General features: G+C 52.2%; 16 protein-coding genes. 6 read left to right on the top strand and 10 right to left on the bottom strand.

All coding sequences use genetic code 11. The features are described from left to right. Window positions 1-220 precede the first annotated feature (220 nt). Window positions 221-775, top strand: a complete 555-nt coding sequence (locus ADJ24_RS07400; protein ID WP_023309441.1) for a gamma carbonic anhydrase family protein — start codon at window positions 221-223, stop codon at window positions 773-775. Here ADJ24_RS07400 and ADJ24_RS07405 read toward each other — a convergent pair. From ADJ24_RS07405 to dprA, 6 genes are read right to left on the bottom strand one after another with little or no spacing between them, the layout of a single operon-like run. Further along, entirely contained in the window at window positions 751-999 is a 249-nt protein-coding gene (locus ADJ24_RS07405; protein WP_023309442.1) for a DUF1488 domain-containing protein, read from the bottom strand. The genes ADJ24_RS07400 and ADJ24_RS07405 overlap by 25 nt on opposite strands. Continuing rightward, on the bottom strand, window positions 996-1814 hold the full coding sequence (gene aroE, locus ADJ24_RS07410; RefSeq protein WP_023309443.1) for a shikimate dehydrogenase: 819 nt from the start codon (window positions 1812-1814) through the stop codon (window positions 996-998). The genes ADJ24_RS07405 and aroE overlap by 4 nt, the downstream gene beginning before the upstream one ends. Window positions 1815-1818: 4 nt before the next feature. After that, window positions 1819-2391 carry an L-threonylcarbamoyladenylate synthase type 1 TsaC gene (gene tsaC / locus ADJ24_RS07415; protein ID WP_023309444.1) on the bottom strand — a complete coding sequence of 191 codons (573 nt, stop codon included), beginning with the start codon at window positions 2389-2391 and terminating at the stop codon, window positions 1819-1821. Then, window positions 2384-2938, bottom strand: coding sequence for a type I DNA topoisomerase (locus tag ADJ24_RS23455; protein ID WP_023309445.1), 555 nt, complete (start codon window positions 2936-2938; stop codon window positions 2384-2386). The genes tsaC and ADJ24_RS23455 overlap by 8 nt, the downstream gene beginning before the upstream one ends. Window positions 2939-2964: 26 nt before the next feature. After that, a complete protein-coding gene (gene smg / locus ADJ24_RS07425; RefSeq protein WP_008503477.1) occupies window positions 2965-3438 on the bottom strand; it encodes a DUF494 family protein Smg in 474 nt (157 codons plus the stop codon). Further along, a complete protein-coding gene (gene dprA / locus ADJ24_RS07430) occupies window positions 3410-4534 on the bottom strand; it encodes a DNA-protecting protein DprA (protein ID WP_032667958.1) in 1125 nt (374 codons plus the stop codon). Before dprA ends, smg begins: the two co-directional genes overlap by 29 nt. Window positions 4535-4661: 127 nt before the next feature. On the opposite strand from dprA, the gene def reads away from it, so the two are divergent. The 5 genes from def to mscL all read left to right on the top strand — a co-directional run bounded on the left by def (window position 4662) and on the right by mscL (window position 9439). After that, entirely contained in the window at window positions 4662-5171 is a 510-nt protein-coding gene (def, locus tag ADJ24_RS07435) for a peptide deformylase (RefSeq protein ID WP_006812188.1), read from the top strand. A gap of 25 nt (window positions 5172-5196) precedes the next feature. Further along, a complete protein-coding gene (gene fmt, locus ADJ24_RS07440) occupies window positions 5197-6144 on the top strand; it encodes a methionyl-tRNA formyltransferase (RefSeq protein WP_023309447.1) in 948 nt (315 codons plus the stop codon). 52 nt (window positions 6145-6196) lie between these two features. Further along, entirely contained in the window at window positions 6197-7483 is a 1287-nt protein-coding gene (rsmB, locus tag ADJ24_RS07445; protein WP_032668274.1) for a 16S rRNA (cytosine(967)-C(5))-methyltransferase RsmB, read from the top strand. Window positions 7484-7505: 22 nt separating this feature from the next. Next, window positions 7506-8882 carry a Trk system potassium transporter TrkA gene (gene trkA / locus ADJ24_RS07450; RefSeq protein WP_008503482.1) on the top strand — a complete coding sequence of 459 codons (1377 nt, stop codon included), beginning with the start codon at window positions 7506-7508 and terminating at the stop codon, window positions 8880-8882. A 146-nt stretch (window positions 8883-9028) separates the two neighbouring features. Then, window positions 9029-9439: a large-conductance mechanosensitive channel protein MscL gene (gene mscL / locus ADJ24_RS07455; protein ID WP_023309449.1), complete on the top strand. Its 411-nt coding sequence runs from the start codon at window positions 9029-9031 to the stop codon at window positions 9437-9439. Here the strand turns inward: mscL and ADJ24_RS07460 are convergent, their stop codons facing one another. From ADJ24_RS07460 to rplQ, 4 genes are all read right to left on the bottom strand, one after another. Further along, window positions 9440-9655: an alternative ribosome-rescue factor A gene (locus ADJ24_RS07460; protein ID WP_023309450.1), complete on the bottom strand. Its 216-nt coding sequence runs from the start codon at window positions 9653-9655 to the stop codon at window positions 9440-9442. It abuts the gene before it with no gap. A gap of 57 nt (window positions 9656-9712) precedes the next feature. Continuing rightward, window positions 9713-10138, bottom strand: a complete 426-nt coding sequence (gene zntR / locus ADJ24_RS07465; protein ID WP_023309451.1) for a Zn(2+)-responsive transcriptional regulator — start codon at window positions 10136-10138, stop codon at window positions 9713-9715. A 2-nt stretch (window positions 10139-10140) separates the two neighbouring features. Continuing rightward, complete coding sequence (locus ADJ24_RS07470) at window positions 10141-10518, bottom strand: DUF1992 domain-containing protein (RefSeq protein WP_023309452.1); 378 nt, start codon at window positions 10516-10518, stop codon at window positions 10141-10143. 107 nt (window positions 10519-10625) lie between these two features. After that, window positions 10626-11009 (bottom strand): 50S ribosomal protein L17, encoded by a 384-nt coding sequence (gene rplQ, locus ADJ24_RS07475; protein ID WP_001216368.1) that lies wholly within the window; start codon window positions 11007-11009, stop codon window positions 10626-10628. Between the last annotated feature and the right edge of the window lie 38 nt (window positions 11010-11047).

The raw sequence follows: 11047 nt of genomic DNA on the forward strand, positions 1-11047 counted from the left end.
TTTGTGAAGTGATTCACATCCGCCGTGTCGATGGAGGCGCATTATAGGGATCCCATTTTTTAGCACAAGTATTTTTTAGATCTTTTTTTCCGACTGCTGATTTTCCGCGCTTTTCGCTGAAATCCCGCCCGATCTGCTTAAATATTGACGTGTTTTGCCTTGCCGCGATCCATTAATATGATCAAAGTCTTCTGTATAGCGCCCATTGTTAGAGGTAGATATGCCCGCAGTATTGCGTCCTTATAAAGATCTGTTCCCCCAAAAAGGCGATCGCGTGATGATCGATGCCAGCAGCGTGGTGATTGGTGATGTCCGAATAGCCGAGGATGTCAGCATCTGGCCGCTCGTCGCCATCAGGGGTGATGTTAACTATGTGTCGATTGGTGCACGTACCAACATTCAGGACGGTTGCGTTCTGCATGTCACGCACAAATCCTCCTATAACCCGGAGGGCAATCCCCTCATCATTGGAGAAGAGGTTACCGTCGGTCATAAAGTGATGCTTCACGGCTGCACTATCGGAAATCGCGTGCTTGTTGGCATGGGGTCGATTTTGCTGGATGGCGTCATAGTAGAAGATGACGTAATGATTGGTGCCGGTAGCCTGGTCCCGCAGAACAAACGGCTGGAGAGCGGCTATCTCTATCTGGGAAGCCCGGTAAAACAGATCCGCCCCCTGAAGGAGGCAGAGATCGAAGGGTTAAAATACTCAGCGAACAACTACGTTACGTGGAAGAATGAGTATCTGGATCAGGACAACCAAACCCAGCCCTGATCGTCTTCCTGCTGTTCGCGGATTAAATCGCTGGCTTCCTCTTCCAGATCCCAGCGATTTTCGCAAAATACCGCTATCGGGTTTGAACCGCCAAAACGACGCAGCAGCGTTTCCCCATGAATGGCACAGGTAAGTTGCATACCCTGCACCAGCACCGGAAAACAAACCGCTTGTTTACTCTCATCCCAGCTCTCTCTGTCCGGGAAATGAATAGCCTGGTTCACGCCGAAAGTTCCTGCTTTAACTTTTCAATGACAGGTTCGACCGCAGGCAACACGCCATGCCAGAGCAGCACCGCATGCGCGGCCTGACCCACCAGCATTCCCAGCCCATCGGCTAACTGTTTCGCGCCGTGTTGTTCGCACCAGTTAAGGAAAGGCGTCTTCCCTTTCTGATAAAACATGTCATAGAAGTACATATGCGCGCTGACCAGAGAAGCGGGAATTGCCGGGATCTCGCCATTAATGCCGCTGGACGTGGCATTAATGACAAGATCGAACTCACGATCGGCAAGATCGTCAAGCGCTACCGCGCTCACGCTACCGGTATGCGCAAACAACGCCGCCAGCGCTTCTGCACGGGAAAAGGTTCTGTTGGTAATGGTCACCGCGCAGTCCAGTGAAAGCAGAGGCAACAGTACTCCCCGCGATGCGCCGCCCGCACCAATCAGCAGGACCCGGAACCCGGGCTTAATAAATGAAAGTCGTTCCAGATCGCTAAGTAAACCAATTCCGTCGGTGTTATCCCCCAAAAGGCGACCATCCTCAAGCCGTTTTAGGGTATTGACTGCACCAGCCAGTGAAGCGCGCTCGGTCAGCTCATCCGCACGTTCGAAGGCTTCTTCTTTAAACGGGACCGTCACATTCGCACCTTTACCGCCCGCGGCGAAAAAAGCCTCCAGCGTTGGAATAAATGCATCCACCGGTGCCAGTACGCGACCATAGGGATGATTTATCTGCAGCTGCTTCGCAAATTGCTGATGAATCAACGGTGATTTGCTGTGTGCAATCGGATTACCAAAAACAGCATAGGTTTCCATGAGATTACCCCTGGCGAAAACGCTCGCCGGTTAAAGCGTCGCGAATTTCAGACGGATTCAGACGCCCTCCCGTTTCACCGACAGCAACAGGGAAGTCATTCCCGAACTGCGCCAGCACTTCTTCGGTTGTCCGACAAGGTGGCAATCCGGTCAGGTTGGCGCTGGTTGAGACCAGCGGTTTACCAAACGCCAGACAAAGCTCAACCACCAGCGGATGGTCAGTGACGCGAACGGCGAGGGAATCAAAGCGTCCGGTTAACCAGCGCGGCGTTGTCGGCTGCGCAGGGAAGACGAAGGTCACCGGTCCAGGCCACGCGGAGAAGATCGTCTCGCGCTGCGCCGGCGTCAGCATAGAATCATCGATGTAGGGCTTAAGCTGCTCGTAATTCGCAGCGATCAAAATCAGCCCTTTCTCGACGGGTCTTTGTTTTAAGGCAAGCAGGCGGCTCACGGCCGTCTCGCTGTCAGGATCGCAACCGACCCCAAAAACAGCTTCAGTTGGATAGGCGATGACTTCTTCATTTTTCAGTACGTCCACTGCATGCGCAATGGAGCCTGATGGCAGGTTATTATTCACTATTTTGATCCGCCGTAACCGGCTTTCCACATTGTTTACTGGCGCAGAAGCGTTTCATGCCTTGCGCGGTTTTCTTCTCTATAAGTAGCGGATAATTGCAATGAGGGCAGGTTCCCGCTACCGGTTTAAAATTGATAACGAACTGGCATTCAGGGTAGCGATCGCACGAATGGAAAGTCTTACCATAACGGGAGCGGCGCTGTACCAATTGACCGCGCTGACACTGTGGGCACGCAATTGCCGTTTCATCAGGCTTATCGATTTGTTCCGTATGCTCACATTCCGGGTAGCGGCTACATCCAATAAACATGCCGAAACGCCCCTGCCGCAGGGCTAATTCACCACCGCAGAGCGGGCAATACTGACCCTCCAGAATTTTAACGATATGTCCATCCGCCTGGCTTTTCAGGGGACGCACATAATCACATTCCGGATAGTGTGAACAACCGAGAAACGGGCCGTGTTTCCCGGACCGAATAACAAGTTCAGCCCCGCACTGCGGGCAGGGCTCGTTTTTATGCACCGTGAATAGTGCTGATTTGGCCATAACAACTCTTGGTGCTGCACATTGAATTAGTGCAGCATACCTTCATTCACTTCAAAGAGTAATTCTTCCATTTGCTGATAGGCGTTTTCACAGCCCGGGATATTAAACAGAACCATCAGGATCACCCACTTGAGATCTTCCAGTTCAAATTCTGCTGTATCCAGCGCCATGACGCGCTCTATCACCATTTCTCTCGTTTCGAGGTTCAGCACCTGAATCTGCTCAAGGAATAAGATGAACCCCCGGCAGCTGGCGTCCAGCCTTTCACACTCTTCCGCTGTATAAATGCGTACTGACAATGGGTCAGAAGCAAGCTGCATCGGTTCGGCGAGGCCTTCCTGATAATCAGCCAGTTTTTCCAGCCACATCAACGCATTATAGATATCTTCCCGCTCAAACCCCGCATCGGTAAGATCCTGTGTCAATTTGTCCTGATCCACTCGCATTTCTGCTTCGTTATGGATGTAAGTCTCAAACAAATACATCAGTACGTCGAACATGGCATGCCCTCCTTAATCGGACATAGCCGCCGGGTACAGCTGCGATCCACCCTGCTAACTCCAGTTCGAGTAGCTGTGCTACCGTTACTGGCACAGGTTGGCCGGCACGTTCAGCGACAACGTCAACAGGTGTTACCTCATCTCCTACGTTAGCCAGGAGCTTGGGAAATGGCAATGCCACCTTTCCCTGATCTGATGAATATTGTCGCTTTTCGGGATCTTCCTGCAGCCATTGCAACCCATATTGCAAATTTTCAAGAATATCTCCTACTTCTGTTACCGGCGTTGCCCCTTGCTTAATAAGCCAGTGGGGCCCCTCGCATCCGGGATTACCTATCGGACCAGGCAAGGCGAAGACTTCTCTCCCCTGTTCGAGCGCGCATCGCGCCGTGACCAGCGAACCGCTTCGGCGCGCCGCTTCAACCACCAGCACGCCTTTGCTAAGCCCGCTGATAATCCGATTACGACGCGGAAAGTTTGCCGGCCTGGGCTGTGCGGAAAGCGGAAACTCAGACACTATAGCGCCGTCAGATTCGATAAGCCGCATCGCCAGTGCCTGATGCCGGCGTGGATAAATGCTAAAAAGACCGTTCCCCAGCACCGCTACGCTTCGTCCCTTAACTGACAGCGCCGCGCTGTGGGCTACGCCGTCAATACCGCAGGCCAGCCCGCTGGTGATCGTGAAACCGCTTTGCGACAGTTGTTCGCACAGGATTTTCCCCCATCGCTCGCCGTACCATGACGGCGCACGACTCCCTACTACCGCCAGCTGAACGGTATTAAGCGTCTCAGGGTTACCTTTTATGAATAACGCCCCGGGATAATCAGGAATCGTGCGGAGCAAAGGGGGATAAAGGGGATGGTTGGCCGTTAATAAATGATGTCCCGGCTGCTCAAGCCACATAAGGCTACGTTCCAGTTCGCTCTCATCGAGTGCAAAGAAGCGTTCAGCCTGCTTTGCTGTCAGCCCGGCGTTTCTGGCCACGAGCACGTTGAGGTGTTCCTGCTTCTGCAGTCGCGCAGCCGCTTCCAGCATTACATCACCACACAGCGACCCTGTGTGTATTAGCCGTAGCCATATTTCGGTAGACGTCATCCTTTCCCCTGCCATAAGCGGCCTCCGCAATCATTGCGATTGGTCACTGATGCTGTCAATCGATGGGGGATTTGTCTAGAATAGAGAGAGTATTCTTATCAACTCCTGAACACGACTCTGGAAATTTATGGCAGTTTTGCAAGTGTTACATATTCCGGACGAGCGCCTTCGCATCGTCGCTGAACCGGTCAAAGAAGTGAATGCAGAAATCCAGCGTATCGTTGATGATATGTTCGATACCATGTACGCCGAAGAAGGCATTGGCCTGGCGGCGACGCAGGTGGACATTCATAAGCGTATTATCGTGATTGATGTTTCCGAAAATCGCGATGAGCGTCTGGTGCTGATCAACCCTGAACTACTCGAAAAGAGTGGCGAAACCGGTATTGAGGAAGGCTGTCTGTCCATTCCTGAACAGCGCGCTTTAGTACCGCGTGCCGAAAAGGTGAAAATTCGCGCTCTGGATCGTGACGGTAACCCGTTCGAACTGGAAGCAGACGACCTGCTGGCAATTTGTATTCAGCATGAGATGGATCACCTGGTCGGTAAACTGTTTATCGATTATCTCTCGCCGCTGAAACAGCAGCGTATTCGTCAAAAAGTAGAGAAACTGGATCGTTTGCGTTCTCGCGCATAGCGTCCCCCCGGATACAAGGATCATCGTGTCTAAAACACTACGTATTATCTTCGCGGGAACCCCTGATTTTGCAGCGCGTCATCTTGACGCGCTGTTATCGTCTGGTCACCAGGTTGTTGGCGTCTTTACCCAGCCGGACCGTCCTGCTGGTCGCGGCAAAAAACTGATGCCGAGCCCGGTAAAGGTGCTGGCAGAAGAGCATGGGCTACCCGTTTTTCAGCCCGCATCGTTGCGCCCACAGGAAAATCAGCAGCTGGTTGCTGACCTGAATGCCGACGTAATGGTGGTGGTGGCTTACGGTTTAATTTTGCCGAAAGCTGTGCTCGATATGCCTCGCCTGGGGTGCATCAACGTGCATGGGTCTCTGCTCCCGCGCTGGCGTGGTGCTGCACCTATCCAGCGCTCGCTGTGGGCAGGTGATGCCGAAACGGGCGTTACCATCATGAAGATGGACGTAGGTTTAGACACCGGCGATATGCTGTATAAACTGGCGTGCCCCATAACGTCAGATGATACCAGCGCTACGCTGTATGACAAACTGGCAGACCTTGGTCCACAAGGGCTTATCGAGACGCTCCAGCAGCTTGCTGACAATACGGCGAAACCGGAAGTCCAGGATGACGCGCTGGTGACTTATGCCGAAAAACTGAGCAAAGAAGAAGCGCGGCTCGACTGGTCCCTGTCAGCAGCTCAACTTGAACGCTGCATTCGCGCCTTTAATCCGTGGCCAATGAGCTGGATGGAGATTGATGAGCAGCCGGTGAAAGTCTGGAAAGCCTCCGTCATTAGCGGTACTACCACGGCTGAACCCGGCACGATTGTTGACGCCAACAAGAACGGGATCCAGGTGGCGACTGCGCAAGGGATCCTGAATCTTGAATCGCTACAACCGGCCGGCAAGAAGGCCATGAGCGCTCAGGATCTGTTAAATTCCCGCCGCGAATGGTTTATTCCGGGCAATCGTCTTGCCTGAGCAAATCTATCCTTAAGGCCCGGTGTTTCCGGGCATTTTTATTTTTACGGTTATGAAAAAACAAAATCTACGCAGTATGGCGGCTCAGGCCGTTGAGCAGGTTATCGAGCAGGGCCAGTCATTAAGTAACGTCCTGCCTCCTCTGCAACTAAAAGTCTCTGATAAAGACAAAGCCCTGCTTCAGGAGCTCTGCTTTGGCGTTCTGCGCACGCTTTCTCAGCTTGAATGGTTGATTAACAAGCTGATGTCACGCCCAATGACAGGCAAGCAGCGCACCGTACACTATTTGATTATGGTGGGCTTTTATCAGCTTCTTCATACCCGCATCCCACCTCATGCCGCGCTGGCTGAGACGGTGGAAGGCGCCGTTGCGATTAAACGTCCTCAGCTGAAAGGCCTGATCAACGGAGTACTGCGTCAGTTCCAGAGACAGCAGGAAGAGCTTCTGGCTGAATTTGCCCAAAGCGAAGCACGTTTCCTGCACCCGGACTGGCTGTTGAAGCGCCTGAAAAAAGCCTATCCGCAGCAGTGGCTGGATATTGCCGAGGCCAACAACCAGCGCCCGCCAATGTGGTTACGCGTGAACCGGAATCACCACACCCGAGCCGCATGGCTGGCATTGCTTGAAGAAGCTGGAATGAGTGGATTCCCGCATCAAGCCTATCCGGATGCTGTACGTCTGGCCTCACCGGCACCGGTACATGCATTACCCGGTTTTGATGAGGGCTGGGTTACCGTACAGGATGCCTCGGCGCAGGGTTGCATGACCTGGCTTGAACCCAAAAATGGTGAGCAGATCCTCGATCTTTGCGCCGCACCTGGGGGCAAAACGACGCATATTCTGGAAGTGGCTCCGCAGGCCAGCGTGATGGCAGTGGACGTCGATGAACAGCGTCTCTCACGCGTCTACGACAACCTTAAGCGTCTGGGCATGAAGGCTCAGGTTAAGCAGGGCGATGGACGCAAACCCGCAGAGTGGTGTGGTGAAACGCAATTCGATCGCATTTTGCTGGATGCCCCCTGCTCTGCAACAGGTGTTATTCGTCGTCATCCGGACATCAAGTGGCTACGCCGCGATCGTGATATTCAGGAACTTGCCCAACTGCAATCAGACATTCTCGACGCCATTTGGCCGCATCTTAAATCTGGCGGAACGCTGGTCTATGCGACCTGTTCCGTACTGCCGGAAGAAAACAGCCAGCAAATCGCGGCCTTCCTTAAACGTACGCCGGACGCCGCGCTGCGCGATACAGGAACGCCTGAATCCCCGGGTCTGCAGAACCTGCCGGGTGCTGAAGAGGGCGATGGCTTCTTTTACGCTAAGCTAATCAAAGAGTGATGTTGAGAACAGGTCACGAGATATGAAGATTATCATTCTGGGTGCAGGACAGGTGGGCGGAACGCTGGCGGAAAACCTGGTTGGCGAAAACAACGACATCACAATTGTTGATACCAACGGCGATCGTCTGCGTGTCTTACAGGACAAGTTTGACCTGCGCGTGGTGCAGGGTCATGGTTCGCACCCACGTGTTCTTCGTGAGGCGGGCGCCGACGATGCCGACATGCTGGTTGCGGTAACCAGTTCTGACGAAACCAATATGGTGGCCTGTCAGGTGGCATACTCGCTTTTCAACACGCCAAACCGAATTGCGCGTATTCGCTCTCCGGACTATGTTCGCGATGCTGAAAAACTGTTTAATTCCGAAGCGGTCCCCATTGACCATCTCATCGCGCCAGAACAGCTGGTTATCGACAATATCTATCGCCTGATTGAATATCCGGGTGCCCTGCAGGTGGTGAACTTTGCCGAGGGCAAAGTGAGCCTGGCAGTGGTTAAGGCCTATTATGGCGGACCATTGATCGGCAATGCGCTTTCCACCATGCGCGAGCACATGCCGCATATCGATACGCGCGTTGCAGCGATTTTCCGTCACGACAGGCCAATTCGCCCGCAAGGCTCCACGATTGTCGAAGCCGGTGATGAGGTCTTCTTTATTGCGGCCTCACAGCATATTCGTGCGGTGATGAGTGAACTTCAGCGCCTCGAAAAACCCTATAAACGCATTATGCTGGTCGGCGGCGGCAATATCGGTGCCGGCCTGGCACATCGGCTGGAAAAAGATTACAGCGTCAAGTTGATCGAGCGCGATCAACAGCGTGCTGCTGAACTGGCGGAAAAACTGCAAAATACGATTGTATTTTATGGTGATGCGTCTGATCAGGAGTTGCTGGCTGAAGAGCATATCGATCAAGTTGATCTCTTTATTGCCGTCACCAACGACGACGAGGCGAATATAATGTCCGCCATGCTCGCGAAGCGCATGGGGGCTAAAAAAGTCATGGTGCTTATTCAGCGCAAGGCGTATGTCGATCTGGTTCAGGGCAGCGTTATTGATATTGCCATTTCCCCTCAGCAGGCGACAATTTCCGCTCTCCTGAGCCATGTTCGTAAAGCGGATATTGTCGGTGTGTCATCGCTCCGCCGCGGCGTAGCGGAAGCCATTGAAGCCGTTGCTCACGGAGATGAAACGACGTCACGCGTCGTCGGCCGTTCAATCGACGAAATTAAACTGCCGCCAGGTACGATTATCGGCGCCGTTGTGCGCGGGAATGATGTCATGATTGCCAATGATAATTTACGAATTGAGCAAGGCGATCACGTTATTATGTTCCTTACCGATAAAAAGTTTATTACCGACGTCGAACGTTTATTCCAGCCAAGTCCATTCTTCCTTTAAAGAATTGGGTGCTCGAGAAAGAGCACCCTTACTTTATCCTTCTCATTTCTGTGCCTTTTGTTTTTCATAATGTTTAATTATCCCGAATGGCAATTGGCTAATGATTTGTTAAACTTAAACTCGTCAGCTGGCACAAGGAGAGAACAATGAGTTTTATTAAAGAATTTCGCGAATTTGCGATGCGCGGGAACGTGGTGGATTTGGCAGTGGGTGTCATTATTGGTGCGGCATTCGGCAAGATTGTTTCATCATTAGTGGCCGACATTATCATGCCACCTTTAGGATTGTTAATCGGCGGCATTGATTTCAAACAGTTCGCTTTCACGCTGCGTGAAGCGCAGGGTGATGTTCCGGCAGTAGTAATGCACTACGGCGTATTTATTCAGAACGTATTTGATTTTGTGATTGTCGCATTTGCCATATTTATGGCTATCAAGCTGATCAACAGGCTCAACCGTAAAAAAGAAGAGCCGGCTGCAGCACCTGCGCCAACGAAAGAAGAAGTGCTGTTAAGTGAGATCCGCGATCTGTTAAAAGAGCAGAATAACCGCGTCTAATCAATAGATAAAAGCAGGAAGGCCAGTGGTAAATAAGCGATTCGCTTGCTTGCCACTGGCCTCCCAGTTACCCCGTTTTTCATGTTTGTCTTTACGCAGATAACTTCCTTTCCCTTTTTTATTCTTCTCAACGCGCTGCCTGAATAACGGGTCGTGAAGTAACGCCTCAATGGCATTGTCCTTAATTTGTCCTTTCGTGTGCTGATAGCGGCTCATAATGTCTCCAGAGCAGGGTTTATGACGACGGGAGTCTAGACCCGGTTGAACTAAAAATCAACAGCACTGCGTTTCTCCACTCGCTCCCTGTTCAAGGGCTTCGAGGATCGAACAATAAATGCTGCTGTGTGCCGTACCGCAGCAGGCATCATTCAGCCTTTGCAGAGAGCGCTGCATGGTTTGCAGTTCCTGTATACGCGCTTCGACCTCATCCAGCCGGGCCTGCACGATGCTTTTAGATTCCTGGCAGGTGTGATGTTCCGGATCGATGCGGATCGATAATAACTCGCGGATCGAATCCAGCGTGAAACCGAGCTGACGCGCATAACGAATAAACCGCAGGCGCTGCAGATCGTTATCGGTATAAAGGCGAAAGCCTCCTTCAGTACGTACTTCATGATCGATCATCTGCTGCTTTTCGTAATATCGGATGGTATCCGGCGTAACGTTCGCAAGCTTCGCAAGTTCACCGATGCGGTACATAACTACTCCTCGCTTATTTTCTGCATCAATCTTTCACCGTATTCACCGTATTCACCGTGAAGAAAATTAGTGTTCATCCCAGCCTGGCGCAGCTTGAGTTCAAGCAGGGCGAGACGGCGGCTAAGTTCAGAATGTCGTGGATCGTCATGGCGGATCTCTCTGAGAAGATCGGCCAGTTCAACAGCTTCTCTGCGCTGTTCGAGCTCCGGGGGGAGACAGCCCGCATTTTTCAGCAAACGGTATCCAGCCCGTAGTTCAGGCGCGATGTGCGAATCATCGTCAAGCGCAAGGGGTTCGCCGCTTCCCGGGAGATCGTCGAATTCACCTTTTTTTTGGGCATCGCGAATATGGCGTTCTGCCCACTGGTCGAGCAACCACATTACCGGCTCCTGGGGATGAACAGAATTGATACAGACATTGTAGAGAAGTGGGGATATCGCGGATATAAAAAAACCCGCCGGAGCGGGTTTTTTTACGTTACTGCAGATTACTCTGCAGCAGCTTCTGCTTTCTCTGAACGATCAACCAGCTCGATGTAAGCCATCGGCGCGTTGTCGCCTGCACGGAAACCACACTTCAGAATGCGAGTGTAACCACCGGCACGGCTCGCGAAACGCGGGCCCAGTTCGTTAAACAGTTTTGCCACGATCTCGTTATCACGAGTACGGGCGAATGCCAGACGACGATTAGCAACGCTGTCAGTCTTGGCAAGAGTAATCAGCGGCTCAACTACGCGACGCAGCTCTTTCGCTTTAGGCAGGGTCGTCTTGATGATCTCATGACGAACCAGTGAACCTGCCATGTTGCGGAACATAGCCTGGCGATGGCTGCTGTTGCGGTTCAGTTGACGACCACTCTTACGATGGCGCATGACCTTATCCTTCTCAGTAAAACCTTAACCTGTGATCC

Source organism: Enterobacter sp. 940_PEND, assembly GCF_001059415.1.
GTDB classification, from domain to species: domain Bacteria; phylum Pseudomonadota; class Gammaproteobacteria; order Enterobacterales; family Enterobacteriaceae; genus Enterobacter; species Enterobacter cloacae_M.

Coding starts and splice junctions, on each gene's coding strand:
- mscL (WP_023309449.1), top strand. CDS start 9,029: ATGAGTTTTATTAAAGAATTTCGCGAATTTGCGATGCGCGGGAACGTG.
- ADJ24_RS07470 (WP_023309452.1), bottom strand. CDS start 10,518: ATGTGGTTGCTCGACCAGTGGGCAGAACGCCATATTCGCGATGCCCAA.
- def (WP_006812188.1), top strand. CDS start 4,662: ATGGCAGTTTTGCAAGTGTTACATATTCCGGACGAGCGCCTTCGCATC.
- zntR (WP_023309451.1), bottom strand. CDS start 10,138: ATGTACCGCATCGGTGAACTTGCGAAGCTTGCGAACGTTACGCCGGAT.
- dprA (WP_032667958.1), bottom strand. CDS start 4,534: ATGACGTCTACCGAAATATGGCTACGGCTAATACACACAGGGTCGCTG.
- smg (WP_008503477.1), bottom strand. CDS start 3,438: ATGTTCGACGTACTGATGTATTTGTTTGAGACTTACATCCATAACGAA.
- ADJ24_RS23455 (WP_023309445.1), bottom strand. CDS start 2,938: ATGGCCAAATCAGCACTATTCACGGTGCATAAAAACGAGCCCTGCCCG.
- ADJ24_RS07460 (WP_023309450.1), bottom strand. CDS start 9,655: ATGAGCCGCTATCAGCACACGAAAGGACAAATTAAGGACAATGCCATT.
- ADJ24_RS07400 (WP_023309441.1), top strand. CDS start 221: ATGCCCGCAGTATTGCGTCCTTATAAAGATCTGTTCCCCCAAAAAGGC.
- rplQ (WP_001216368.1), bottom strand. CDS start 11,009: ATGCGCCATCGTAAGAGTGGTCGTCAACTGAACCGCAACAGCAGCCAT.
- rsmB (WP_032668274.1), top strand. CDS start 6,197: ATGAAAAAACAAAATCTACGCAGTATGGCGGCTCAGGCCGTTGAGCAG.
- trkA (WP_008503482.1), top strand. CDS start 7,506: ATGAAGATTATCATTCTGGGTGCAGGACAGGTGGGCGGAACGCTGGCG.
- aroE (WP_023309443.1), bottom strand. CDS start 1,814: ATGGAAACCTATGCTGTTTTTGGTAATCCGATTGCACACAGCAAATCA.